Genomic DNA, 24,461 nt, shown 5'->3' with positions numbered 1-24,461 from the left:
GGCTGCGAAGGGAATCCTCACAGTCAGAGGACCTCGAGGATGAGGTGGCAGAAGCCGTAGCAGAGGGCGGCCATGGAGGCGGCCATGGGGAAGGTGAGGACCCAGGCGACGAGGATCGACCGGGCGACGCCCCAGCGGACGGCGGAGAGGCGCTTGGTGGCGCCGACACCCATGACCGCCGAGGTGATCGTGTGGGTGGTCGAGATCGGCGCCTCGTAGACGTACGCCGTGGTGTAGAGCACCGAGGCCGCCACCGACTCGGCGGCGAAGCCGCGGGCCGGGTCGAGGTGGATGATCCGGCGACCGAGGGTGCGCATGATGCGCCAGCCACCCGACCACGTGCCGAGCGAGATCGCGGCGGCGGACACGAAGATCACCCAGGGCGGCAGGTCGTCCCCGGCCGTGACGTACCCGCCGGCGAGCAGCGCCAGGAAGATCACGCCCATCGTCTTCTGGGCGTCCTGGAGACCGTGGCCCAGGGCCATGGCGGCGGCGGAGACCGTCTGCGCGAGGCGGAAGCCGCGGTTGGTCTTCGACGGGCTGGCCCGGCGGAACAGCCACATGATGGCCAGCATGAGCGCGAAGCCGAGCACGAACGCCACCACCGGCGACACGAGCATCGGGATGAGGACCTTGTCCACGACCGTGGCCCACTCGACCGTCACCTGGGCGGCGACAGCGGCTCCGACCAGGCCGCCGATGAGGGCCTGCGACGAGGACGACGGGAGGCCGTAGTACCAGGTGATGAGGTTCCAGGCGATGGCGCCGAGCAGACCGGAGAGCACGATGACGAGACCGTGCGTGCCGTCGGGGACCTGGATCACCTCGGAGACGGTCTGGGCGACCTTCTGGCCGAGGAACGCGCCGACGAAATTCATGATGGCCGCCATGGCCAGCGCGACCCGTGGGGTCAGCGCCCGCGTCGACACCGAGGTGGCGATGGCGTTGGCAGCGTCGTGGAAGCCGTTGGTGTAGTCGAAGACGAGGGCAACGACGACCACCGCGACGATGATCGCGAGTTCCACCGGTCAGGACTCCTTGACCGCGATCTGTTCCACGATGTTGGCGACCTTCTCGAACGCGTCGATCGCGCCCTCGAGGGACTCCACGATGTCCTTGAGCTTGAGCACCTCGATGGCCTCGTAGGTGCCGCTGAACAGGCTGGCCAGGATCTGGCGGAAGCTCTTGTCGCCGGTGTTCTCCAGGCGGTTGATCTCGATCCAGTACTCATCGAGGTCCTTCATCGCCTGCAGCCGGGGCATCGCCGCGGAGGTCAGCTCGGCGCAACGCTGCAGCACCTCGACCTGGTTGGAGAGCTCGGCCGGCAGCTGGCCCACCTCGTAGAGCAGGATCAGGTCGACGGCCTCGTCCATCATGTCCATGACGTCGTCGAGGCCGGACGCGAGGTTGTAGATGTCCTCGCGGTCGAACGGCGTCACGAACGTCGAGTTCACCCGCCGCACGATCGCGTGCGTGGTCTCGTCGGCCGCGTGCTCGGCTTCGCGCATGCGCTGCGCCACGGCCTCCCGGTCGGTGCCGTCGGCCAGCATCTCAGCAAGCAGCCCGGCCCCCACCACCAGGTGCTGAGCCGATTCGGCGAAGAGGTCGTAGAACGAGGCGTCTACGGGACGGAAGCGAAAAGCCACGGAAAACTCCTGATGAGGAGGGCCTGAACGGTGGACATGCTAGGCCCGGGGTCGCTCCACAACGCAAGTCGGGGGCACTACCGCCTCGGGGTGAACCGGCGCAACCTGAGGCTGTTGGTGACCACGAACACAGACGAGAGCGCCATCGCGGCGCCGGCCAGCATCGGGTTGAGCAGCCCCGCCGCTGCCAGCGGGAGTCCGGCCACGTTGTAGGCGAAGGCCCAGAACAGGTTCCCCTTGATCGTGCCGAGGGTACGGCGCGACAGCCGGATCGCGTCCGCGGCCAGGCGGAGGTCCCCGCGCACCAGGGTCAGGTCGCTCGCCTCGATGGCGACGTCGGACCCGCTGCCCATGGCCAGGCCGAGGTCGGCCTGGGCGAGCGCGGCGGCGTCGTTGACGCCGTCGCCGACCATCGCGACCACCCGGCCCTCTGCCTGCAGCGCCTTGACCGCGGCGACCTTGTCCGCGGGCAGCACCTCGGCGACCACGTCGTCGATCCCGACCTGGGCTGCGACCGCACGGGCCGCGGCCGCGTTGTCGCCGGTCAGCAGCACCGGGCGCAGCCCGAGCCCACGGAGGTCGGCGACCGCCTCGGCGGAGGTGTCCTTGACCGTGTCGGCGACCACGAGCAGGCCACGCACCCGGCCGTCCCAGCCGGCCGCGATCGGCGTACGGCCCAGGGCTTCGGCGGAGACCCTGGCCTCGTCGAGGGACGCGGGCAGGTCCATGTCCCGCTCGGCGAGCAGGGCCGGTCGCCCGACGACGACCGAGCGGCCCTCGACGGTGCCGGTCACGCCGAGCCCCGCTTGCGCGGCGACGTCGCCGACCTCGGGCAGGTCCGGTCCGGCTCCGGCGACCACGGCCCGGGCCACCGGGTGCTCGGAGGCGTGCTCGAGCGCCGCCGCGACCCGCAGTACGTCGGCCCGGTCCTCGCCCGGCGCCGGGACCACGTCGACCAGCGACATCTCGCCCCGGGTGACGGTGCCGGTCTTGTCGAGCACCACGGTGTCGACCCGGCGGGTGGACTCGAGCACCTCGGGTCCGCGGATCAGGATGCCGAGCTGCGCGCCGCGCCCGGTGCCGACGAGCAGCGCGGTGGGGGTGGCCAGTCCCAGCGCGCAGGGGCAGGCGATGATCAGGACCGCGACGGCCGCGGTGAAGGCGTACGACGTCGGTGCGCCGGAGCCGAGCCAGAACCCGAGGGTGCCGACGGCGAGCGCGATGACGATCGGCACGAAGACACCGGAGATCCGGTCGGCGAGCCGTTGGACCGGCGCCTTGCCGCTCTGCGCCTCCTCGACCAGCGTCGCCATCCGCGCGAGCTGGGTGTCCTCCCCGACCCGGGTGGCCCGCACGACGAGGCGGCCGCCGGCGTTGACGGTGGCGCCGGTGACCGGGTCGCCGGGTCCCACCTCGACCGGGACGGACTCGCCGGTGAGCAGGGAGGCGTCGATCGCGGACGTGCCGCTCTCCACGACTCCGTCGGTGGCCACCCGCTCGCCGGGCCGGACCACGAACAGGTCGTCGACCACGAGCTGGACGACCGGCACCCGCACCTCGCGCCCGTCCCGCAGCAGCGCGACGTCCTTGGCGCCGAGCTCGAGCAGCGCCCGCAGCGCGCCGCCAGCCCGCCGCTTGGCGCGGGACTCGAAGTAGCGCCCGGCCAGCAGGAACGTGGTCACGCCCGCGGCGACCTCGAGGTAGAGGTTGCCGGTGCCGTCCTCGCGCCGCGGGGTCAGGTCGAACGGGTGCACCATGCCGGGCATGCCGGCCGTGCCGAGGAAGAGCGCGTAGAGCGACCAGCCGAAGGCCGCGATGGTGCCCGCCGAGACCAGGGTGTCCATGGTCGTGGTGCCGTGCCGCAGGTTGGTCCACGCGGCCTTGTGGAACGGCAGCCCGCCCCAGACGACCACGGGCGCGGCGAGGGTGAGGGAGGCCCACTGCCAGTACTCGAACTGGAGCCGCGGCACCATCGCCATCGCGATCACGGGGATCGAGAGGAGGGCGCTCACGATGAGCCGCTGCCGCGCCTCGTCCGGTACGTCGGTCGCCCCGGCCCCCCCGTCCACGGCAGGCGGTGCCGGGGCCACCACGCCGTACCCCGCAGCCTCGACGACCTCGACCAGCCGCTCGTGCGAGACCGCCGGGGCGTGGGTGACGCTCGCCTTCTCGGTGGCGTAGTTGACGGTCGCGGTGACCCCGTCGAGCTTGTTGAGCTTGCGCTCGATCCGGTTGGCGCACGAGGCACAGGTCATCCCGGTGATCTGGAGCTCGGTGGAGGTGCCCGGGTCGGTGTCAGTGGGCATGGTCGCCGTCCTCCCCGTGGTCGTCGTCGCTGTCCCCGGACGCGGACCCGGAGGCGTCGACCTCGAGCGTGAACGCCGCGGTGTGCACCCGTCGTCCGTGCTGGAACTCGAAGAAGAGTCGGTGTGTCCCGGGCCGGTCGAAGCCGACCCCGAAGGTCACCTCCGGGCCGGCCGGCCCGTCCTCGGGGTGCGCGTGGACGTAGTCCATGCTGCCGGCGCGGATCACGACGAGGTGACCGGAGGCGCCGAGGTACTCCTCGAGGTCGTCCACCGGCTCACCTGCCCGGGTGACCCGGAGGGTGACGGACCCGGCCTCGGTGGGCTCGAGGTGGACGTCGTACCCGTCGACCCGCTGGGTCGTGCCCGGCCGCGGCAGCCGGGCCGGCTGGGGCGCTGGTTCGCGCACCTGCACGGTGCGTTCGGCGACGAACTCCTGGCCGCCGGTGCTGCCGTCGGCATAGATCCGGTAGGTCCCGGCGGCGAGGTCGGCCGGCACGGTCCACTCGCCGCCGTCGCCGAGCACGGGGTGCAGGTGGTGGTAGTCGGTCAGCGAGCGCTGGTCGACGACGATCAGGTGCAGGCGGCGCTCGTGCTTCACGTCGTACGACGTGACCGGGTCTCCGGCGGGGTCGAGGATCCGGAACCCGTGCGCGCCGAAGCCGGTCTCGTGCCAGGCCGGGTCGAGGTCGAGCCGCAGGTCGCCCTGCGCGGCGTGCCCGCCGTGGTCGTCGCCGGAGCCGTCGTGCCGGCCGTCACCCTCGTGCTCCGCGACCGGGCGCACGTCGTCCGGCCCGACAGCACGGCCGACCGTCAGTCCGAGGCCGAAGACGACGGCCAGGCCGGTGACGAGGGCGAGGATGCGCGCCAGCGGGCTCATGCCAGGGCGTAGCCCGCCTCGTCGACGGCGGCCGCCACGGCGGCGGCGTCGAGCGCGCGGTTGCTGGTGACGGTGACCTCACCACGGTCGAGCGCGACGTCGACGGACTCCACGCCGTCGACCTCGAGCAGCTCCTCGGTGACCGACGCGACGCAGTGGCCGCAGGTCATCCCGGTGACGTGCCAGGTGGTGGTCTCGCTCATGGTGTCCGCTCCTCAGGACCGCACGAGGCGGGCGATCGCCTCGGCGGCCTCCTTGACCTTCTCCTGGGCCTCGCGGTCGCTGGAACGCGCCGCGTCGACGACGCAGTGCCCCATGTGCTCCTCGAGCAGCCCGATCGAGACCGCGTGCAGGGCCTTCGTCATCGCGGAGACCTGGGTGAGGATGTCGATGCAGTACTTCTCCTCCTCGACCATCCGCTGCAGGCCACGGGCCTGGCCCTCGATCCGGCGCAACCGCTTCAGGTAGTCGTCCTTGCGGTGGATGTAGCCGTGCTGGTGCTCGTCCATGCCACGTACTATACCCCCCTAGGGTACTTCTACAGCGGCAGCAAGCGCCAGTACGGCGTGGGGGTGCGGTCAGCTCTCGGAGCGCGGCTGGGGGACGACGCCGAGGATCGCGTCGATCTGCTCCTGGCTCAGCGCGTCGTCCGACTCGGAGGCGGCGATGATCAGGTTGGTGGTCAGCTCCACCTCGACCAGGAGGTCACTGTCCTCGAGGGACACGTCGAACTGGTCGTGCACAGCGGGCGCCCTCCCTCTCGTCAAAACCACCGGTGGCCCAGGACAGGGCACCACCCCATTTTTGCCCACCGACGCAAGCGCCGAAACATGACACATGCACAAATAGTCACGAAATGACACGAAGGTCCCAGCCCCCGTAGTGGGAGCCGGGACCTTCGTCGACGTCGGGGCCAGCCGGCCCTTCCTCGCTGAGGTCAGCGAGCGACGATCACAGCGGGCGGACGTTCTCCGCCTGCGGGCCCTTCGGGCCCTGGGTGACGTCGAACTCGACCTTCTGGTTCTCGTCCAGGGACTTGTAGCCCTGGGTCTGGATCGCCGAGTAGTGCACGAAGACGTCGTCGCCGCCGTCCTCCTGCGCGATGAAGCCGAAGCCCTTCTCGGCGTTGAACCACTTCACGGTGCCCTGAGCCATTGCTCGTTACTCCTTAGTCGGGGCGAGGACCGCCACTTCGACGGCCCATCACGAGCTGCGGTGACACGTCGCCTCGACTCGCGAGTAGGCCCTCACGAAGAAGAAACGCCGTTGGATCACAAACTCCGCGGGCGTCAGCCTTGCTGGAACTTGCACCTCGTGACGGGCTCGACCCTACCAACAAAGAGGGCCGGAGAAAGGAACGGTTGCCATGCTTTCCGCATGCGGACGTGAACTTGTCGCTACGCCCGTGTGAACCGGCCCGACGGGTCGGGACCGGCGCGGAGGCGGTTCAGGACCGTGGGCGCAGGTGCACGGCGATCCCGGTCGCGATCCCGACCAGGCCCCAGGCCACGAACCAGTAGCCGGTGAGGTCCGCATTTCCGCTCAACCGGACGGTGGCCAGCGCACCGAGCGTCCCCATGCCGAGCAGCCACGCGACCAGCTGCCCCCATGAGCGCAACGACATGCCCGCTCCTCTCGCAGGGTCGACCCGAGGGCCCGCGCACGGCATGCTGGATTCAGCCGCGTTGCCCCCAGCGTGGGCGAGCCGTCGACTCCGCACCAGACCCGTTCGGACCACTCGAGCCGGACGTCGTGACCAGGACCGGGGGCCACCTCCGCACTCATCCGACCCGGAACACCAGGGCGTTGTCCCCCTTGGTCACGATCAGTACCTCGCCGTCGTAGTCGACCCGGTCGCTGGTCCCGTCGACGACCGACAGCACCGCCTTCTCGACCCGGCTGGCCGGGCCCGGGCAGGCGACCCGGGTGATCGCCGCCGGGCCGAAGGTGATGGAGTCCGCGCCCGAGTCGACGGTGACGGTGGTCCGGCCGGCGTTGCAGCCGGTGTCGAGGCGTGCGTTGCCGTTGCGGCCGACCTCGAGCCGCGGCGTACGCACGCCCTCCGGGACCGGCGTCGTGCGGGTGCCCGCGGTGGTGCCGAGCAGCGTCCACGTCTGGCCGAGCAGGTCGTCGAGCTCGTCCCCTCCGGTTCCCTCGAGCGTCATCGTGACGTCGCCCGACGCGAGGGACAGCGTGGTGCCGTCCAGGGTGGCGTCCACGCCAGTCGCGAACAGGTCCGTCAGCCAGGCATCCTGCGCGGCCAGGGCGTCCTCGCAGCCCATCATCGAGGACGCCGCCGGGCCGCTCCACTTCAGGACGCCGTCGGTGACGTCGTACGGGCCGAAGAGGGTGTTGCAGCCGGCCGAGACCGCCATGCTCCCGTCCTCGAACTCGATCCGGACGGTGGTCCCCTCCACCAGCTCGTGCCCCTCGACCGACGTCGACTCGTAGACCGAGCCGTCGAGGTCCGTGGCAGACACGGCCGCGGCCGACGGACTGCCGGTGTCCCTCGCCGTGCCGCCCGCGTCGTCCCCGCCGTCGGAGGGGTCGTCGGAGCCCCCGTCGGAGCCGCAGGCGGCGAGGAGCGCGGCGAGGACCCCGCAGACGAGCAGGAGCGTGGCGGTACGGCGGGCACGGCCGGGGCGGCGGCCGGTGGAGGTGGTCATCAGAAGTCCACTGCGTCCCGGATCAGGGGGCAGGTCATGCAGTGCCCGCCGCCGCGGCCGCGGCCGAGCTCGGCCCCGACGATCGTGATCACCTCGACGCCGGCCTTGCGCAGCAGCGTGTTGGTGAGGGTGTTGCGGTCGTAGGTGAAGACCACGCCGGGCTCGACCGCCACCGCGTTGTTGCCGCTGTCCCACTGCTGCCGCTCGGACTGGTAGACGTCGCCGCCGGTCTCGATCACCCGTAGCGCGCCGAGCCCGAGCGACCGGGCCACCACGTCGACGAACGGGGTGGACCCCTCGTCGGCGACGTCCACGCCGGGCGCCCTGTCGCTGGGCCGGAGGGTGAACGTGTGCACCGCGTCCATGATCGTCGGGTAGAGCGTGACGACGTCCCGGTCGGCGAAGGTGAAGACGGTGTCGAGGTGCATCGCCGCCCGCAGCCGGGGCATGCCCGCCACCACCACCTGCTCGGCCGCCCCCTGCGCGAACAGCGCCGCCGCGACCTGCGTGATCGCCTGCCGCGAGGTGCGCTCGCTCATGCCCATGAGCACCACCCCGTTGCCCACCGGCATGATGTCGCCACCCTCGAACGTCGCCTGCCCCCACTCCTGGTCCGGGTCGCCCCACCAGACCGTCGAGCCGACGTAGTCGGGGTGGTGCTCGTAGATCGCCTTGTAGATCAGCGTCTCGTCCTTGCGGGCCGGCCAGTAGAGCGGGTTCATGGTCAGGCCGCCGTACAGCCAGCAGGTGGTGTCGCGGGTGTAGAGCGTGTTCGGCAGCGGCGGCATGAGGTACTCCCGGGCGCCGGTCGACTCCCGCGCCAGGTTCACGTAGGGGTCACGGAAGTCCTCGGGCAGGTCGTTGACCGCGAGCCCGCCGATGAGGAACTCCGCAAGCTCCCTGGCACCGAGCGTCTCGAGGTAGGCGCGGGTGCTGTCGACCAGGCCGAGGCCGACCCGGTTGGGCACGATCTTGCGGTCCAGCAACCAGTCCTTCGCGCCCGGCACGGCCATCGTCTGCGCGAGCAGGTCGTGCAGCTCGACCACCTCGACGCCCCGCTGCGTCATCTTGTTGACGAAGTCGGCGTGGTCCCGCTGGGCGTTCTCGACCCACATCACGTCGTCGAAGAGCAGGTCGTCGTTGTTGGTCGGGGTCAGGCGGAGGTGGGCCAGTCCGGGCCGGCAGACGAGCACCTTGCGCAGGCGCCCGACCTCGGAGTGGACGCCGTACGACGCGGAGACGCTCATGGTGGTTCCTTCCTTGTCCTGTCGGACCTGTCGGGGTCAAAGGGTGATGCGTCCGGTCCAGAGGCCGACGGCACCGATCACGCCGCCGGCGACGACCAGCGCGAACAGCGCGATCTCGGCCGGCGAGAACAGCCGGCGCGCGTGCTCGCTGCGCGCCTTGATGTAGAGCAGGGAGGCGGGGGCGAGGAGGACTGTCATCAGCAGCACGAACTTCATGCCGGCCGCGTCGAAGAGGAAGATCGTGTACACCGTCGCCGCCCCCGCGACGATCGTCTCCCGGCGGCGCACCCCGGCGGCCACCCCGTCGTACGCCTCGCCGGTGAGGCCGAGCTTGAGCGCGTACGCCGCGGCCAGCAGGTAGGGCAGCAGCGCGAGGCTGGTGGACAGGTCGAGCATGAAGTTGAGCGCGTCGTTCACGAAGAGGGTCAGCGCGAGCATTCCCTGGACCGCCAGGGAGGTCACCACGAGCGCGGTGATCGGGGTGCCGCTGGCGTTCTCCTGCCCGAGGAACTCCGGGAAGTCGTCCTGCCGCGCGGGGATGTACATCACCTCGGCCGCCATCAGCGTCCACGCGAGGTAGGCGCCGAGCACCGACACGATCACCGCGACGCTGATGAACACCTCGCCCCAGTCCCCCACCACGGACTGGAAGACCCCGACCATCGACGGCTGCCGGGTGTCGGCCAGCTCGGGCTGCGGCACCACCGAGTAGCTCGACAGGGTGACCAGGGCGAAGATCGAGAGGACGCTGAGGAAGCCCATCACGGTCGCCCGGCCGACGTCCTCGCGGCGCCGGGCGTAGCGCGAGTAGACGCTGGCGCCCTCGATGCCGATGAACACGAACGTCGTGATCAGCATGGTGTTGCGGACCTGCTCGTTGAGGTCGCCGAGGTCGCCGTACCCGTAGGCGGTCCAGTTGTCGGAGAAGACACCCGCGTCGAAGTTCACGAAAAGCACCACGATGAAGACCAGGATCGGCAGGATCTTGAAGACCGTGACGATCCGGTTGATGACCGCCGCGTCCCGGACCCCCCGGGCGATCAGGTAGTGGAACAGCCAGACGCCGCACGTCGCCAGCCCCACCGCGAGCACGGTGTCACCGTCCCCGAAGCCGTCGAAGAACGTGCCGAGCGTGGCGCCGATGAAGACCCAGTAGAACGTGTTGCCGGCGATGGAGCTGGCCCAGAAGCCGATCGCGGAGTTGAAGCCCGCGTAGTCACCGAACCCGGCCTTGGCGTAGATGAAGACACCGGAGTCGAGGTCGGGCTTGCGGATCGCGAGGTTCTGGAAGACGAACGCGAGCATCAGCATCCCGGTGCCCGCGACCGCCCACGCGATCAGCGAGCCGAGGATGCCGGTCGCCACGCCGAACCTGGCCGGCAGCGAGAACACGCCGGCGCCGACCATGCCGCCGACCACCATGGCGGTCAGGGTCGGCAGCGTCATCTTCGCGACGGCGTGCGTCGGCTCCTGCGTGTGGGTCGCACTCATCGCGGCACCTCCGGGGCACGGTGCGCACCACGCGGGTCGGTGACGCTGCACCGCTGGCTGGACGGGTCACGCCGTACGGCCTCGGCCCGCGCGGGCGACCGCACGGGCGCGGCGGCTCGGCCGTACGACCCCTGGCACGCTAGTGACGACCTGCCGGCCGGGTATCCCGCGTTTCGGGTGAGGGCGGGGCCGGGTCCCACACGACGCGGTGCCGTCCTCCGCGCGTGATTCATCTCACGACATGAAAACATCTTCATGTCATGTACTCTGCATGTCCATGAGCGTCCCGCTGTACCAAGCGAAGGCCGAGTTCTTCAAGACCCTGGGACATCCGGCGCGGATCCGGATCCTGGAGCTCCTGTCGGAGCGCGAGCACGCCGTGCACGAGCTGCTGGAGAAGATCGACATCGAGCCCAGCAACCTGTCCCAGCAGCTGGCAGTGCTCCGGCGGACGTCGCTGGTGGTCTCGCACCGTCACGGCGGTGAGGTCATCTACTCGGTGAGCGTGCCGGAGGTGCGCGACCTTCTGCTGGCCGCGCGGCACATCCTCACGGGGCTCATCAATGTCGACACCGACCACGACACCGACCACGACGCCGCCGTCGCTCCCGCGGCCGGATCGCGATGACCCCGTCCGTCGAGGAAGCCGCACCCCCGGGCGGGGGTGGCGGCTGGCTCGCGCAGGGACGCAGTCGCACGGTGGCACTGAGGCCCCGTCGTGCCGACTGGACCGACGCGCGACCGGGCCGTGACGCGACGGCGGGGTTGATGGTCGGGCTGGTTGCGTTGCCGCTCGCTCTGGGTTTCGGCGTGAGCTCGGGGATGGGCGCGGGTGCCGGCCTGGCCACCGCGATCGTCGCGGGCGCGCTCGCCGCCGTCTTCGGCGGGAGCCGCGTCCAGGTCAGTGGCCCGACCGGGGCGATGACGGTGGTCCTGGTGCCGATCGTCGCTGTCCACGGTGCCGACGGGGTGCTGGTGGTCGGCCTGCTCGCCGGGTTGCTGCTGGTGGGCTTCGGGTACGTCGGCGCCGGCCGGTTCATCCGCTACGTGCCGGTACCGGTCGTCGAGGGGTTCACCGTCGGCATCGCCGCCATCATCGCGCTGCAGCAGGTGCCGGCCGCCCTCGGCGTGCAGGCGCACGCGGAAAAGGTGCTGGTGCTCGCCGGACGCGCTGCCCGGACCTGGGCCGCCGATCCCGTCTGGGTGCCGCTGGTCCTGGCAGCCGGTGTGGTCGTCGCGATCCTGGTGCTCGGGCGGTGGCGTCCACGATGGCCCGGATCACTGATCGCGCTGATCGTCGCGACGGCTGCCAACTCGGCGCTGGACCTGGGTGCTGCATCCATCGGCCACATCCCGACGGGGCTCCCGGCACCGAGCCTTCCCACGGTGCCCTGGGCCCAACTGGACAGCCTGGTCCTTCCCGCCATCGCGGTGGCCGCCCTGGCGGCGCTGGAGAGCCTGCTCTCGGCGACCGTCTCCGACGCCATGAGCGTGGGCCAGCGCCACGACTCGGACAGGGAGCTGGTCGGTCAGGGAGTGGCGAACCTCGGCGCGTCGTTGTTCGGCGGCATCCCGGCCACGGCAGCGATCGCCCGCACCGCGGTGAACGTGCGCGCCGGCGCCACCTCGCGATGGGCGGCGCTGACCCATGCCGTGTTCCTGCTGGGTGTGGTGCTGGTGGCCGCGCGCTGGGTGGGCGAGATCCCGCTGGCCGCGCTGGCGGGGGTGCTGATCGCCACCGCACTGCACATGATCCGGGTGTCCAGCCTCCGCGCTCTCCTCGGGGCCACCCGCGGGGACGCCGCCGTCCTGCTGGTCACCGCCTCCGCCACTGTCCTCTTCGACCTGGTCACCGCGGTCCTCGTCGGGCTGGTCGTCGCAGGGTTCTTCGCGCTGCGCCAGGCCGCCGGGACCGCTCGGTTGGACGAGATCCCCCTCGACCCGGGCGACCACACCGAGGAGGAACAGGCGTTGCTCGATCAGCACATCGTCGCGTACCGCCTCGACGGACCCCTGTTCTTCGCCGCCGCCCACGACTTCCTGCTCGAGCTGTCCGACGTCAGCGACGTCCGCGTGGTCATCCTGCGGATGTCTCGCGTCACCACCATCGATGCCACTGGCGCGTACGTGCTGGCAGACACGGTCAGCAGGCTGGAGGGCCGTGGCATCACTGTCCTCCTCTCCGGCGTCCAGCCCGCGCACGAACACGTCCTTCGTCAGCTCGGGGTGTACGAGCGGCTCGCCCACGAACGCCACCTGTTCGACTCCACGCCCCACGCCATCGCCCACGCCCGAGTTCATGCCGCCCGCATCACGCACCCCCCGGCCGACGGGGCTGCGGCCTGATCCACGGACCGCAGCGACCGGCTTGCTCCACCCGCGACACCGTCCCACCGAAAGGAAACCTCTCGTGCGATTGATCCTCATGGGCCCACCCGGCGCCGGGAAGGGCACCCAGGCCGCCCGGATCGCCGATCGCTACGGCGTCCCCCCGATCTCCACGGGCGACATCTTCCGCGAGAACGTGGCTGCCGGAACGCCGCTCGGCACCCTCGCCGACCGGTACATGCGCGCCGGCGAGTACGTGCCTGACGACGTCACCGATGCGATGGTCTCCGACCGGTTGGCCCAGCCCGACTGCCGCCCGGGCTTCCTTCTCGACGGCTACCCGCGCACCCTGCAACAGGTCAAGCAGCTCGACGCGATGCTGACCGATCTCGACGTACGGCTCGACGGCGTTCTCGTGCTCACGGCCGGGGCTGACGAGCTGGTGCAGCGGCTTCTCGACCGCGCACGGGCTCAAGGCCGCGCCGATGACACCGAGCCGGTCATCCGGCGTCGGCAGGCGGTCTACCTGCAGGAGACCGCGCCCCTCACTGCCGAGTACGCCGCTCGTGGAGTGCTCGCCGAGGTCGACGGCACGGGCCGGGTCGACCACGTGACCGACCGCATCCACACCGCGATCAGCCGCCTGCGACGTCGCTAGACCCGGACAGCGCCCTCACGAGGTGCCGGTCAGTCGATCACCCCGCAGGCCGCGCGGGCCCCGGCGTCGCCGGTCATGAGGGTCGCCATGTCGGGACCCGGCACCCCGCCGGAGAGGTAGCGGGGCGGGATGTTCGCGAAGTTGTCCCGCCCGCCGTGCACCATCACCGCCGAGCCGTCGGCGTCGCGCAGGTCGGCGAGCGTGAACCTGTCGGTGACGAACTGGGTAGAGGCCCTGCCCTCGTCGGTCACCAGCAGCGAGGGCAGGTCGCCTGCGTGGTCGCCGTGGTTCGCGTGCCCACCCTGGTAGTGCCCGCCGGCGGTCGCGAAGGGACCGGCGGGGGCCTTGGCGTCGCACACCCCGACCTCGTGGATGTGGAAGCCGTGGAAGCCGGGGGTCAGTCCGCGGACCCAGCCCCGCACGGTGACCAGGTCATGGGACTGCCGGAGCGTGATCCAGCCGATGTCCTTCCCGTCCACCCCCTGGAGCACGACGCGTTCGACCCCCTTGTGGTGGCCGTGGTGACTGTCGTGCCCGGTCCCCCCGGCTCCCCCGGCGCCGCCGGCTGCGCCGGTCGCCGCCAGCGCGCCGCCGAGCGCGAGCACCAGGCCCGCCCCTCCGATCGCGATCCTCCGTGCGTTCGCTGCCTTCGCTCGTGCCCGCATGCTCGTCGCCTTCTCCCGTGATCCGGTGTCGATGTCGTTTCCCTCGACCTTCGATGAAGTCGTCGGGCGGGACAATCGGCACAACTACCGACAAGGGAGTCGCGCTCACCACATCGCCGGGCACCCGTCAGGTGAGCAGCCCGCAGAGCGCCTCGATGAAGTCGAAGTCCTCGGGGGCGTGGCCCACCAGGCTCACCAGCGTGCCGTTCTCGACGCCGGGGACCCCGTTGTCGAAGCTGTCGACGACGCCCACGCTGACCTCGCGCCCGGCGAAGGCCGAGCTCCCGCCGGGGAGGTGGAAGAACATCCCCTGGAACGTGTAGGTCACGGGACCTCCCAGCACCGCCCCGGTGCCGTAGTCCCAGTGCGAGACGAGGTCCGCCCGGGTCTTGACGCTCTTCTCTGTCTCCGGCGCCGTCCAGGAGACGAACGCGCCGGGGAAGCGGTCCAGCTCGCGCTCGACCAGGCCCTGGTCGTTGCGCCAGAGCGTGAACTCCGCGCTGCCCGTGATCGTGAGGACCACCTCCGTGCCGCAGGCGTCACTGGCGAACTCGTCGGTGTGGACCTCGTGGAGGTCCACGGTGACCCGGTCGGGGCCTGCGGCGTCTGCCGCCTGCGGGCCCGCCACGAGCAGGACGCTGGCCGCGGTCAAAGCGGTCGTGAGTCGGGTGATCCGGTTCGATGTCGAGGTGTCCATGCTGCGACGCTAGGGCTCACGGAGCCGGGGCGGATCGGGCAAGGACCCGGCTCCGGGGTGGGAAGATCCCCCACCCTGCGCGTGCCGCAAGGGCCCTTCGAGGCGGCGTACGTCGCGGTGCCGGAGGCCACCCACGACGCGCGCCCAGTCGGTGGCCGCCTCACCCTGGGGGACGGCCTCGCCCGCCTCCCACCGGCTCAGCACCGGTCCGCTGGTGCCGATGGCCGCGGCCAGCTCGCCGAGGGTGACCCCCGCCCGCTCCCGGATGCGCCGGCCCTCGCCGGTCTCGGCCAGCTCTCGCGCTCGGTCGTGCAGGTCGCCGGGGGTGCTCACGAGCCGTGAGAGTACGTCGGGAAGATGAACGGTCAACCGGATCTCCGGTGGGCGTGCCAGTCTGCCGGGTTCGGGTCCAGACCGCTTCGACAGGAGGACCGCCGTGGCCTCGCACGACCGACCGGGTCCGTTCGCCCGCACCGGGGTCCTCCGCCTCCGCGACCGGACCGCACCGGCCTTGGCGCCCTCATCCCGCGCACATCCCGTCTGGCAGGATGAGCCCGGATCGAGGAGGGCAAACCCGTCCTGCCCGGCCCTCCCTCGTGGACTCGGCCCGTACAGTGGGACTTGTACCGATTCCCGCCTGCATGGCTTGGGCGCTTCATGACACGCGCGCTGCTTCATAACTGTTCATGACCGGGGTGACGTCCCGCTGAGTGGTGGAGTTTCTCGACACCGTGCGGGTCAGTGGTTCTGATCATGCCGTCATGAGTTCGGGCTTGGCCACCTCCTCGGTGTTCTTCTCGGCCAGCTGGGCCATGGAGTGTTCGGAGAGGTAGCGGCGTTCGGCGGTGACCTGCCATTCGTCGTGGGCCTCGACCAGGACCGCGCCGGCCAGCCGGAGCAGGGCGGGCGGGTTGGGGAACACGCCGACCACGTCGGTGCGGCGTTTGACCTCCTTGTTCAGCCGCTCCAGCGGGTTGGTCGACCAGATCTTCTTCCAGTGCGAGGCCGGGAACCCGGTGAAGCCGAGCAGGTCGTCGCGTGCGTCGCGGAGCATGGCCTCGACCTTCGGGAGCTGCTTGCCGAGCATGGTGGCGATGACCTCGAACTGCTCGTGGACGTGCTCGGCGTCGGGCTGGGCGAAGATGGTGCGGATCGCGGCGGCGACCATCTCGGAGTTGCCCTTGGGCACCACGGCGAGGACGTTGCGCATGAAGTGCACCCGGCACCGCTGCCAGGCCGCGCCGAGCAGTACCGACCCGATCGCGGCCTTGAGGCCGGTGTGGGCGTCGGAGATGACCAACTGGACGCCAGCCAGGCCGCGGGCCTTCAACGAGCGCAGGAACGCGGTCCAGAACGCCCCGTCCTCGGAGTCGCCGACGTCGAACCCGAGCACCTCCCGGCGGCCGTCGGCGGTGACCCCGGTGGCGATCACCACCGCCTGGGACACCACCCGCCGGTTCACCCTCGCCTTGCAGTAGGTCGCATCAAGGAACACATACGGGTAGGCGGCCCCGGCCAGGGACCGGTCCCGGAACGCCCCGACCTCCTCGTCCAGGTCCGCACAGATCCGCGACACCTCCGACTTCGAGATCCCGGTGTCCGCCCCCAGCGCCTTGACCAGGTCGTCGACCTTCCGGGTCGATACACCGTGCAGGTAGGCCTCCATGATCACCGCGAACAGCGCCTGGTCCACTCGCCGCCGGCGCTCGAGCAGCGACGGGAAGAACGACCCGGCCCGCAGCTTCGGGATCCGCAGCTCCAGGTCCCCCGCGGTCGTGGTCAGCGTCCGGGCCCGCGACCCGTTGCGCTGCGCGGTGCGCTGATCGGTGCGTTCCCAGGGGCCGGCGCCGATCACCGAGGTGAGCTCGGCATCGATCAATGCCTGATAGATCGTCTGCGCCGCGGTACGGACCCGGTCCTCCACCCCCGCGGCCTGCATGGCTTCGAGCACCTCGAGTAGTGCAGCATTGTCCAAGGCCATCGTGCTTCGTGTCCTATCCGTGAGTATCTGTCGCAGGAACTCACTGACCGTTGCACGGTGGCCGCCTACGTCGCGGTCAACACGACGATGCTCAGCGGCCCGGAACTACACCACTCCCGGGGACGTCACCCATGACCGGCGCGCAAGCGTCAGTTCCGACCCCGGACGGGCGGACTCCGTGACTCGAGGACGGCGAGCCAGCCACTACGGGCGTCGCCCCAGAACACCTCCAGCCTGAGACAGCGCCCGCCCCCGCCGGCGCACTGAGCTGCGGCGCCGGTTGTCGAACGCGCAACTCAGCGACGCAGATCGACTCAGCTTGGAAGCGACTGCGGGCCTTCGACCCGTATGCGGTCGGGAAACGCCACGACCTTGGCGTGGGCTGCGCAGTACCGACGTTCACCCGACGGGACAGATTCTGGAATGGCGGTCATGCCTCCGCAGTGCGCGCCTCACGCGCCGCTCGCCGGGCGACCCGCAGGGGTTCGGGCGTGCGACGCGCCGTCACCCGTCGGATGACCTCGACTGCGGTGTCCAGGTCCGTGCGCCAGCCGGGATGCACAACCAGCGGTCGGGTGCCGGGGCGGGTGCGGACCCACGCGGCGACCACGTCCCCGTCAAGCCTCAGTGGGGCGGTGGCCCCGGGATCTTCGCTCGGCCAGGTGCCGGTCGCGAGCAGCGGTCGGTGGGTGATCCCGACCGTGGGGATGTCGAGTTCGGCGCCCAGGTGGAGGGTCAGCCCCGCGCGGCGGGGATGATCCCGACCGGTCCCATCCACCAGAAGTACGTCGGGTAGTTGCGGAAGGAGCCGGACAACGTTGTCCAGCAGCGGCCCCAGCCGCATCGCGAGCAGCCCCGGGACGTACCCGGCGCGGGCTGCGCCGGGTATGACCCGGAGGGCCAACGTGTGGCCGTCGTACAGGAGGGCGGCGGCGCACCAGGCCAGGTCTCCGGCTGCACCTGGCCCGGAGCTTCCGCGAGGGAAGCACACCCAGCAGCCACCGGATCGCAGGTGGCCCGTCCTCGGCTGCCACGGGTCGGGGGAAAGCTCGGCAAGGTGGCGTTGGTGCTCGACGAGCTCCTCGGCGTCGGAGGGCCACATGAGCCCATTGAACGCTGAGGACCCACAGCAGATGGCGCCGGTCGTCGGTGCTCGTGGGAGCGATCGCAGGGACAGCCACAGTTGTGTCGCAGCAACACGTGGCAACGTCACCGCGAGACCGCTCCAGCATCGCGGGCGGTCCTTGTCGCCAAGGTCAGGTCACGAGACCCCACCAGAACCACGCGAGGTATCCGGCGACCGCAAACGCCACCACACCGGCGAGGAAGCCCAGCAGCCATTGACCCCACCGGCGCTCGAGGAGCTCCTCGAAGGACATGGTCACGAAGAGCCCGGCTACGAGCGCCACCAACGGTACGAAGATCGGAAGAATGATTCGGTAGGTCCACATGGCGTATGCCGTTTCGGCGGTGTCCTTGAGCTCCAACGCGCCTCGGGCAGTCCTGCCAAGCCGGCTGGGGGACGCTGCAACCAGCATGAAGATCGCGCCGAAAAACAAGACCCCGGCTCCGATGCCGCGACCTGTCGCAGGATCCTCGTGCTCGACGTGCTTCACCCCGTTCACCCAGGTGACTTCCGTAGCCTTGTGGCCAGTGACGGAGACATAGAGTCCCCGAGCCACCAATCCCAGAGCTGTGATCACGAGAACCCACTGCCAGCCATCCACCTTGCACCTCCCTGAAGGCCATCGGTGGTGACCCGCAGACGTCACCATCGGATCGCTGATCGGACCGACGTCGCCGTTCGCGGGGACAAGGCCCTCCAGTCCGAGAGAGAGGCGACCGGCATTCGCTGATACGCCCAACTGCCCGCGCGACCTCAGGGTTCACCGTTTTCGCCTGCTGCCGGCGTGACCGACAAGCACACTGAGACGCATCCAGCGATCGGCCGCGAACGCAGTCCGATGGTCCAGGCGGACTGGCGGAACTGGGCCAGCCCCACCTGCGCTGCCAGGTGCACTCACATGCCGGCGATGCGCACTGCCGTCCGAATGGCCCGCGTCTCGGACCGTCACAGGGGCGTGCGAACTGGAAGTCATCAGCGGTCGCATCCTCGTGCTGGGCCCAGACGATCAATAGGATCGCCGGGTGCAGGCCAGCAGGACTCCGATGAAGGACGCGACCCGAGTGGCGCTGGTTCTCGATGCGGGTGGTGCTCGCTCGGCATACCAGGTGGGTGCGCTGGAGGTGCTGCTGCCGGCTTTGGCGGAACGCAGTGGCCGGCCCAGCCTGCTGGTCGGCACCAGCGCCGGTGCACTGCTCACGGGCGCGCTGAGCGCGACGGCCCACCTGGTGCCGGATGACCAGATCGCGCGGCTCAACAGCATGCTCGGCCAGACCACCAAGCAGAACGTGATGCGGCCGCTGTGGAGGCAGGTTCCAGAAGTGCTCGTGCGCTACACGTCGGAGACATTGGGCCTGTCGTCCTTCCGGCTGCGCGGATTGTTCGGAAGCCAGCCGCTCGCCCAAACTCTCGCGACGTCCATCGATTGGGAGGCCCTCCACCGCAACGTCGAGGATGGTGTCATCGAGTCCGCGGCCGTCACGGCCACGTCCGTGCGAACCGGACGAGTCATCGTGTTCACAGAGTCCAGCTCCTCCGTACCGCGCTCAGCGCCCGAATACCACGGGCGCTTCGTCGCCACCCGGCTCGGAGTCCCCCACCTGATGGCCTCCGCGGCGATCCCGGTTCTGTTCCCTTCCGTGCACATCGACGAGCCCGCCGAAGCCGCGGGGTGGTACGTCGACGGCGCCACCCGCCGTCGAGCGCCGCTCGCTCCGGCTCTCGAGCTTGGTGCCGACCGCGTGGTTGTGGTTGGCACTGGCGGTCTGCGTCCGCCAGATGCAGACCTCGGCTTGGACCGGGTCGCCGTTGACTTGGGAGACGGCGGGGCCACCCTGCTCGGCGCGGTCATGGACGACCCGTTGCGACACGACCTGCGACGGCTCGCAGAAATCAACGCGCTGACGGAGGACCCCGAGCTCGCCCCCATCCTCGAGCGTCACCGTGCCGCGCGCGGACGGTCGGCGTACCGCACGGTCCCCTACATCGCAATCGCGCCCGACGACGGCGAGGAGCTTGCCCGCACCGCGATGCACGTCTTCCGCGCCAACCACGGATCGCTACTTCGCACCCTCGGCGATCCCGACCTGCAGGTCATGCACCGGTTGCTCGGCAGCGACAGCCCGCTGCAAGGCGAGCTTCTCTCCTACCTCTTGTTCGACCCCGACTTCTTCGCGGCCGCTTCCGCGTTCGGCCGCCGCGACGCCCAACGTTGGGTCGAGCAACACCCCGACCTGTGGCGGACCGAAGCCCAGAACCACTGACCCGCACGGTGTCGAGAAACACCACCACGACGCGGGACGTCACCCGTGCGCCGGCTCCTCGACGCTACTCTCGCGCGGGCTGCGGCGGACGCGCTGTCTGGGGTCTCGCGCTGAAGCGCCGCCGCGAGCCTGCATCCTTGCTCAGTCGCGTTGCGTACCCGCTATCGGATGCCCTGGGCGCCCACTCCCTTCGGCAGTCGCCACGCCAACGCAACGTTTGCTCGGTCCTTCCTGCAAGACATGGCCACTGCGCCCGCCGGCCGCCCTCCGTGCGAGCGCACCGGGCAAGCCGCGGCAATGGTCAGGGACTGCTTTCTACGTCGCGCCGAAGGTCGGCGGCGGGACGTGCGTTCCGTCCTTCTCCCCGTTCGGATGCTCTCCGTAGACCTCCCTCATGTCCTCACCACTGACCAGGTCCTTGAACCGTCGGACCTGCCGCGCCAACCATCGGGGCACTGCGAGCAGAGTCTTCATGCGGACCCCTCCTTCCCACTTGAAAGTTGCTGTCGCCCGAGTCTCGGTCCCCGACGGGCTGCTTCCCGCCGGGTTGCTTGCGTCGAGGAGCCGGCCACCGCGGACCTAGGGGCCGCCGGCGGAACGCTGGTCGGCGTACTCCTGGCTGAGCTGTCGCCAGAGCCGGAGTCCGCGCGGCGTGTCGTTCACGTAGAGGGTGTCGGGCCACGTCGGGTACAGCCGCTTCGCCTCGTCCGGGTGGTTCCTCTTCAACCAAGCGGCGAAGGGGTCCCAGACGTCCGGCCAGTACCCGTTGGTCGACACTGCCGTCTTGTCGGTGACCTCCAGGATCTGCCCGTCCTTGATCGTGAACGTCAGCGTGTTGTCGCCGAACGGTCCGACCCCGTACTGATCCGAGTGGAGCTCGTGGAAGTCGTACGTGCAGGAGACCTCGGTGCCCGCCGGCGACCTCCACAACACAGCGCAGTCGCCCGGCAGGATCTGGCCACCCACCGCCTTCCTCCACCCCAGGCCCCGCTGCCAGTGGTCGTCCCCGTACATGTCGGTCCACAAGGCGATCTCGGCGCCGTCCAGCAGGGGCGCGATCCTGGCCTGGTCGAAGGTGGCGTAGGTCTCGACGAACGCCTCCGCGGAGTCCACGGCCGACACGCGCTCCGGGCCGGCCGGGTCCGGCGAGCCGTCCTCGCCGGCCCGCGGGACCTGGCCCGAGAACCAGGCGACCAGGACGATCACGGCCGCCACCGCGACCATCGCGGCCACCGCGCCGGCCCGGCGACGGTTGCGCTTCTGCCGGACGGTGGCGCCGGCCAGCTTCTGGAACTGGTGTTCGGTGTCGGTCTGGTTCATGGCTTCCTCCGCATGCCGCTGCAGCACCGCAACCAGGCGGCGCTCGAGCTCCGGTGTGGTCATGACGCGGCCTCCCAGGAGCGGGCGAGGGCCTCGAGCCCCCGACTTGCGTGCCGCTTGACCGAGCCGTGCGACACCTGCAAGATGTCCGCGATCTCGGCCTCGGTCTGGTCGAGGTAGTAGCGCAGCACCAGCACCTGGCGCTGCCGGAGCGGGAGTCGGGTGACCGCCCGCCAGAGCCGGTCCTGCACGTCGCGCTCCACGGCGTCGTGCTCGGCCGAGGCCCGACCCTCCGGACGCGGCACCATGCGCAGCCGGCCCGTCGCCGAGGCCCGCCCGCGACGCAGCCGGTCGCGGCCGCCGTTGACGACGGCCCGGTTCAGGTACCCGGTCGCGGCCGCCGGGTCCCGCAGGCGACGCCAGTTCCGGCACAGCCCGACGAACGCGTCCTGGACCACGTCCTCCGCGGTCGCCCGGTCGTCAACCAGCAACGCTGCGAGCCCGACCAGCCGCCGGTGCTGACTGCGGTAGAGCAGGCTCACCGCATCGGGCACATCCCGCGGCCCCGCATCGTCGGCTGCGTCCACGTCGCTCACGTGACTCACGCCCTTCATGCCAGATCAGACGTTCCAGCGTCGCGCCGGTTGACCGCCGTCGACAAGAAGATGCACAGGTCCGGACCACCTGCGCGCGGCGGCATCAGCCGTCAGCCAGTCCGTCACACATCATGGGCAGCGAGGACGTACGAGGTTGGCGCCGCCGCCACCGAGATCCTCACCGCCCTGCAGACACCGACCATGCGCGCCGACGCAGCTGTCGAAGCCGCCTACGGCGCCACCCTCGTCGGACTCGCACACACCCTCCTCGGCGAGGCCCCCGCTGCCGAACACCTGCGCCACGGGCTCGAGTCGCGGATGGCGTTCTGCGTCTTTGTAGTGACCGACCCCGTGCCACGTCACCCAGCTTGAGCGTCGCCTGTCTGAGGGCGAGGAGCCTTGACCACACTGGGCGGGGTGAAGAACTCACCACCGCGCTTGCCCTCGGAGCGCTGATCCATGGTTCCTCCGTCACCCGCCGCAGCGCGGCCCATGACAAGGAGGACGACCATGATCAAGCCCACCCGCTTCACCGAGACCCTCGACGGCGTCATCGTCGACCACCTCGCCATCAGGGACACCGATGTGGCGCGGGAGGCCCGCCGCTGGACGCTTGGCAGCCGTGGCCCCGTAATCGACGACGAGGCCGTTCTCGTCGAGGCCGACCTCTCGGCGTTTGTCACCGAGGCTGTCAAGATCGGTGCCCATGCTCTCGCGGCGACCGGTCAGGCTCAGGAGAGCCGGGCCCTGGAGCGGATGATCCGGGAGGTTGGGGACAAGACCGCCGAATCCACTAACACCGCCGTTGCCGAGACGACCCGAGTCGTCAGCGAAGCTTCCACGTCCATGAACAAGACCGCGGCCGAGGTGCGCACCCAGCTCACCGAGGCCGGCCAGCAGACCCGGGCGACGCTCACGACCGCCGTCACCGACGCGACTGCCGGGCTGACCGCCGAGCTGCGCAAGGTCCTCGGCGGTGACCACCCGGAGCATCTCGACCGCCTGCAGCCGGTGCTCGACCGGTTCGGCACCCAGCTCGACCCCCGCGTCGCGACCAGCACCGAGACGCTGGTCACCAAGGTCGCGCGCCAGTTCGACCCCACCGACCCGACGTCGCCGATGGCCAAGCACACGGCCTCTCACTCGGCAGCAGGCGCAGCTCACCCAGCGGCTCAACGAGCAGCACCAGGAGCTAACCACCAAGGTCGACGAGCTCGCGACCGTGATCAAGGTGCAGGAGGCGCGGGCGACCCTGGTCAAGGTCACCCCGATCAAGGGCAGCGCCTAAGAGGACGGCATCAACGCAATCATGCAGGACGTCGCCGCGGGGCTGGGCGACGCCTACGACGACACGGGAGCGGTGGTCGGCATCCTCCGGCGCAACAAGAAGGGGGACGGCGTCCTCGCCGTCGGCGGGGGCGACGTCCGGGTGGTGCTCGAGATGACCGACTCGGCGCGGACGGGGTGGAACGACTACCTCGACGAGGCCGAGCGCAACCGCGACGCGGTCGCGGTTGCGCTCGGGCTGGTGCGGACCGCCGAGCAGAACGGCGGCCAGACGATCCGGATGATGGCCGCGCGACGCATCGTGATGGCCTTCGACTCGGAGACCGACGCCCCGACCTGCTGCGCACCGTCGTGATGCTGCTGCGCACCATGGCCGTCGCTGCGTCGTCCCGGGTCGACGCGGTCGAGCTCGCTACCGTCGAGGAGAAGGTGGCCGAGGCGCTGGAGTGCCTCGGCAAGGTTGACGACCTCAAGACGGTGGCGGCCCGGATCGGCAAGGATGCCGAGAAGGTCGGGCTCCAGGCCACGAGCGCCGCCACGACCATCCGGCGCCTGCTCACCGAGGCCCAGACCTCGCTCAGCGGCGCGGTCGCGACAGACGCGGGCGCCGGAGCCGGCGCCAGCAAACAGGAGGCGCCCCGACGGCACAGCCGTGCCAACAGGTACTGTCTCTCGCGGTCAGGACGGGTCAAACTACATAGCGGTTATACCGAGGGTTCTCCCAAACTAAACTCCTGATCCCCCGGGCCCTTGGGACATGGGGAGATTAACTCCTTAGTGCGAGTTCGCTGTCCGGCTGAATCAATGCGACTGCACCTTGGGAACGGTCCGAAACGCCCTCGGGAATGCACGAGACGCGCTGCTCCTCCGGAACGCGAACGGAGCACGTGGGAACGCGGGATTGGACCTCCCCGATCTCTCCTCTTTTCGTCGGCAGTTAGACGACCGATCGGACAGGCGGCCCAGTACGTCCGGGGGTCGACGAACTCCTGCAGCCCGATCGCTGACAGCCCACGGCCGGAACCGCTGCGCTTGGTGCCACCGCACGGCACATGTGCGTCGGAGGTGACCATCAGGTTGAGAACGCGGCGCCGAGGTCACCCGGCGAGCGAACGGGGGTCGGAAGAGTAGTTCTGACCTGCACTCACTCCTGGCGCGGTCGCCGGCTTGTTCCTGCAGGAATGTTGCAGGCCTGTGCTTACTGGGTGTGTGCCTATTGGGCCCAAGTGCATCTGCCGAGATGAGTGCGCCAGTTTGTTTGATTTGTTGCTGGTTGCCCTCATGCCGCAGATAGCGTGCGACGCTGCGG

The 24,461-nt window shown here is 70.2% G+C and carries 28 protein-coding genes; 6 read left to right on the top strand and 22 right to left on the bottom strand.

Annotation, left to right across the window (positions count from 1 at the left end; genetic code table 11):
• Nucleotides 1-23: 23 nt before the first annotated feature.
• The 12 genes from EKO23_RS22320 to EKO23_RS22275 form a co-directional block, all read right to left on the bottom strand.
• Entirely contained in the window at nucleotides 24-1,025 is a 1,002-nt protein-coding gene (locus tag EKO23_RS22320) for an inorganic phosphate transporter (protein ID WP_134720692.1), read from the bottom strand.
• A 3-nt stretch (nucleotides 1,026-1,028) separates the two neighbouring features.
• Nucleotides 1,029-1,646, bottom strand: a complete 618-nt coding sequence (locus EKO23_RS22315) for a DUF47 domain-containing protein (RefSeq protein ID WP_134720691.1) — start codon at nucleotides 1,644-1,646, stop codon at nucleotides 1,029-1,031.
• A 77-nt stretch (nucleotides 1,647-1,723) separates the two neighbouring features.
• Nucleotides 1,724-3,952, bottom strand: coding sequence for a heavy metal translocating P-type ATPase (locus tag EKO23_RS22310; RefSeq protein ID WP_134720690.1), 2,229 nt, complete (start codon nucleotides 3,950-3,952; stop codon nucleotides 1,724-1,726).
• Entirely contained in the window at nucleotides 3,942-4,829 is an 888-nt protein-coding gene (locus EKO23_RS22305) for a hypothetical protein (RefSeq protein WP_134720689.1), read from the bottom strand. The genes EKO23_RS22310 and EKO23_RS22305 overlap by 11 nt, the downstream gene beginning before the upstream one ends.
• Entirely contained in the window at nucleotides 4,826-5,032 is a 207-nt protein-coding gene (locus tag EKO23_RS22300; RefSeq protein WP_134720688.1) for a heavy-metal-associated domain-containing protein, read from the bottom strand. The genes EKO23_RS22305 and EKO23_RS22300 overlap by 4 nt, the downstream gene beginning before the upstream one ends.
• 12 nt (nucleotides 5,033-5,044) lie before the next feature.
• Nucleotides 5,045-5,338 carry a metal-sensitive transcriptional regulator gene (locus EKO23_RS22295; RefSeq protein ID WP_134720687.1) on the bottom strand — a complete coding sequence of 98 codons (294 nt, stop codon included), beginning with the start codon at nucleotides 5,336-5,338 and terminating at the stop codon, nucleotides 5,045-5,047.
• Nucleotides 5,339-5,407: 69 nt separating this feature from the next.
• On the bottom strand, nucleotides 5,408-5,572 hold the full coding sequence (locus EKO23_RS25490) for a hypothetical protein (RefSeq protein ID WP_167880603.1): 165 nt from the start codon (nucleotides 5,570-5,572) through the stop codon (nucleotides 5,408-5,410).
• Between the two features lie 208 nt (nucleotides 5,573-5,780).
• A complete protein-coding gene (locus tag EKO23_RS22290) occupies nucleotides 5,781-5,984 on the bottom strand; it encodes a cold-shock protein (RefSeq protein WP_134720686.1) in 204 nt (67 codons plus the stop codon).
• Nucleotides 5,985-6,276: 292 nt separating this feature from the next.
• Nucleotides 6,277-6,453 (bottom strand): hypothetical protein, encoded by a 177-nt coding sequence (locus EKO23_RS25485; RefSeq protein WP_167880602.1) that lies wholly within the window; start codon nucleotides 6,451-6,453, stop codon nucleotides 6,277-6,279.
• Between the two features lie 157 nt (nucleotides 6,454-6,610).
• Nucleotides 6,611-7,495 (bottom strand): META domain-containing protein, encoded by an 885-nt coding sequence (locus EKO23_RS22285; RefSeq protein ID WP_134720685.1) that lies wholly within the window; start codon nucleotides 7,493-7,495, stop codon nucleotides 6,611-6,613.
• Complete coding sequence (locus EKO23_RS22280) at nucleotides 7,495-8,742, bottom strand: arginine deiminase (protein WP_134720684.1); 1,248 nt, start codon at nucleotides 8,740-8,742, stop codon at nucleotides 7,495-7,497. The genes EKO23_RS22285 and EKO23_RS22280 overlap by 1 nt, the downstream gene beginning before the upstream one ends.
• Before the next feature lie 36 nt (nucleotides 8,743-8,778).
• Entirely contained in the window at nucleotides 8,779-10,233 is a 1,455-nt protein-coding gene (locus tag EKO23_RS22275; RefSeq protein ID WP_246051245.1) for a basic amino acid/polyamine antiporter, read from the bottom strand.
• A 277-nt stretch (nucleotides 10,234-10,510) separates the two neighbouring features.
• Here EKO23_RS22275 and EKO23_RS22270 point away from each other — a divergent pair, with 277 nt between their 5' ends.
• From EKO23_RS22270 to EKO23_RS22260, 3 genes are all read left to right on the top strand, one after another.
• Nucleotides 10,511-10,861 carry an ArsR/SmtB family transcription factor gene (locus tag EKO23_RS22270; RefSeq protein ID WP_134720683.1) on the top strand — a complete coding sequence of 117 codons (351 nt, stop codon included), beginning with the start codon at nucleotides 10,511-10,513 and terminating at the stop codon, nucleotides 10,859-10,861.
• A gap of 182 nt (nucleotides 10,862-11,043) precedes the next feature.
• Entirely contained in the window at nucleotides 11,044-12,579 is a 1,536-nt protein-coding gene (locus EKO23_RS22265) for a SulP family inorganic anion transporter (RefSeq protein WP_246051244.1), read from the top strand.
• 64 nt (nucleotides 12,580-12,643) lie between these two features.
• The gene (locus tag EKO23_RS22260; RefSeq protein WP_217702756.1) at nucleotides 12,644-13,219 is read left to right on the top strand and encodes an adenylate kinase; all 576 of its coding nucleotides are present in this window, start codon (nucleotides 12,644-12,646) and stop codon (nucleotides 13,217-13,219) included.
• A 29-nt stretch (nucleotides 13,220-13,248) separates the two neighbouring features.
• Here the strand turns inward: EKO23_RS22260 and EKO23_RS22255 are convergent, their stop codons facing one another.
• The 6 genes from EKO23_RS22255 to EKO23_RS22230 all read right to left on the bottom strand — a co-directional run bounded on the left by EKO23_RS22255 (nucleotide 13,249) and on the right by EKO23_RS22230 (nucleotide 18,178).
• Complete coding sequence (locus EKO23_RS22255; protein ID WP_175582734.1) at nucleotides 13,249-13,884, bottom strand: superoxide dismutase family protein; 636 nt, start codon at nucleotides 13,882-13,884, stop codon at nucleotides 13,249-13,251.
• A 127-nt stretch (nucleotides 13,885-14,011) separates the two neighbouring features.
• Nucleotides 14,012-14,581, bottom strand: coding sequence for a hypothetical protein (locus EKO23_RS22250; RefSeq protein ID WP_134720681.1), 570 nt, complete (start codon nucleotides 14,579-14,581; stop codon nucleotides 14,012-14,014).
• Between the two features lie 9 nt (nucleotides 14,582-14,590).
• Nucleotides 14,591-14,914 (bottom strand): helix-turn-helix domain-containing protein, encoded by a 324-nt coding sequence (locus EKO23_RS25480; protein ID WP_167880601.1) that lies wholly within the window; start codon nucleotides 14,912-14,914, stop codon nucleotides 14,591-14,593.
• A 418-nt stretch (nucleotides 14,915-15,332) separates the two neighbouring features.
• Nucleotides 15,333-16,562 (bottom strand): IS256 family transposase, encoded by a 1,230-nt coding sequence (locus tag EKO23_RS22240; protein WP_134720679.1) that lies wholly within the window; start codon nucleotides 16,560-16,562, stop codon nucleotides 15,333-15,335.
• A 430-nt stretch (nucleotides 16,563-16,992) separates the two neighbouring features.
• Complete coding sequence (locus EKO23_RS22235; protein WP_134720678.1) at nucleotides 16,993-17,664, bottom strand: endonuclease V; 672 nt, start codon at nucleotides 17,662-17,664, stop codon at nucleotides 16,993-16,995.
• A 154-nt stretch (nucleotides 17,665-17,818) separates the two neighbouring features.
• On the bottom strand, nucleotides 17,819-18,178 hold the full coding sequence (locus tag EKO23_RS22230) for a hypothetical protein (protein WP_134720677.1): 360 nt from the start codon (nucleotides 18,176-18,178) through the stop codon (nucleotides 17,819-17,821).
• Nucleotides 18,179-18,731: 553 nt separating this feature from the next.
• Between EKO23_RS22230 and EKO23_RS22225 the strand changes: the two genes are divergently transcribed.
• Nucleotides 18,732-19,949: a patatin-like phospholipase family protein gene (locus tag EKO23_RS22225; RefSeq protein WP_134720676.1), complete on the top strand. Its 1,218-nt coding sequence runs from the start codon at nucleotides 18,732-18,734 to the stop codon at nucleotides 19,947-19,949.
• 315 nt (nucleotides 19,950-20,264) lie between these two features.
• Here EKO23_RS22225 and EKO23_RS25475 read toward each other — a convergent pair whose 3' ends face one another.
• The 4 genes from EKO23_RS25475 to EKO23_RS25740 all read right to left on the bottom strand — a co-directional run bounded on the left by EKO23_RS25475 (nucleotide 20,265) and on the right by EKO23_RS25740 (nucleotide 23,140).
• On the bottom strand, nucleotides 20,265-20,423 hold the full coding sequence (locus EKO23_RS25475) for a hypothetical protein (protein WP_167880600.1): 159 nt from the start codon (nucleotides 20,421-20,423) through the stop codon (nucleotides 20,265-20,267).
• 105 nt (nucleotides 20,424-20,528) lie between these two features.
• On the bottom strand, nucleotides 20,529-21,332 hold the full coding sequence (locus tag EKO23_RS22220) for a hypothetical protein (protein WP_134720675.1): 804 nt from the start codon (nucleotides 21,330-21,332) through the stop codon (nucleotides 20,529-20,531).
• Nucleotides 21,329-21,874 (bottom strand): sigma-70 family RNA polymerase sigma factor, encoded by a 546-nt coding sequence (locus EKO23_RS22215; protein ID WP_167880599.1) that lies wholly within the window; start codon nucleotides 21,872-21,874, stop codon nucleotides 21,329-21,331. Before EKO23_RS22215 ends, EKO23_RS22220 begins: the two co-directional genes overlap by 4 nt.
• Before the next feature lie 462 nt (nucleotides 21,875-22,336).
• A complete protein-coding gene (locus EKO23_RS25740; protein ID WP_175582733.1) occupies nucleotides 22,337-23,140 on the bottom strand; it encodes a hypothetical protein in 804 nt (267 codons plus the stop codon).
• A gap of 34 nt (nucleotides 23,141-23,174) precedes the next feature.
• Between EKO23_RS25740 and EKO23_RS25735 the strand changes: the two genes are divergently transcribed.
• Complete coding sequence (locus EKO23_RS25735; protein WP_175582732.1) at nucleotides 23,175-23,507, top strand: hypothetical protein; 333 nt, start codon at nucleotides 23,175-23,177, stop codon at nucleotides 23,505-23,507.
• On the top strand, nucleotides 23,507-23,890 hold the full coding sequence (locus EKO23_RS25730; RefSeq protein ID WP_175582731.1) for a hypothetical protein: 384 nt from the start codon (nucleotides 23,507-23,509) through the stop codon (nucleotides 23,888-23,890). Before EKO23_RS25735 ends, EKO23_RS25730 begins: the two co-directional genes overlap by 1 nt.
• Nucleotides 23,891-24,461 lie beyond the last annotated feature (571 nt).

This window comes from Nocardioides guangzhouensis, from assembly GCF_004519545.1.
In the GTDB taxonomy this organism is placed as follows: domain Bacteria; phylum Actinomycetota; class Actinomycetes; order Propionibacteriales; family Nocardioidaceae; genus Nocardioides; species Nocardioides guangzhouensis.
This window is presented reverse-complemented; position numbering and strand designations above follow the sequence as displayed.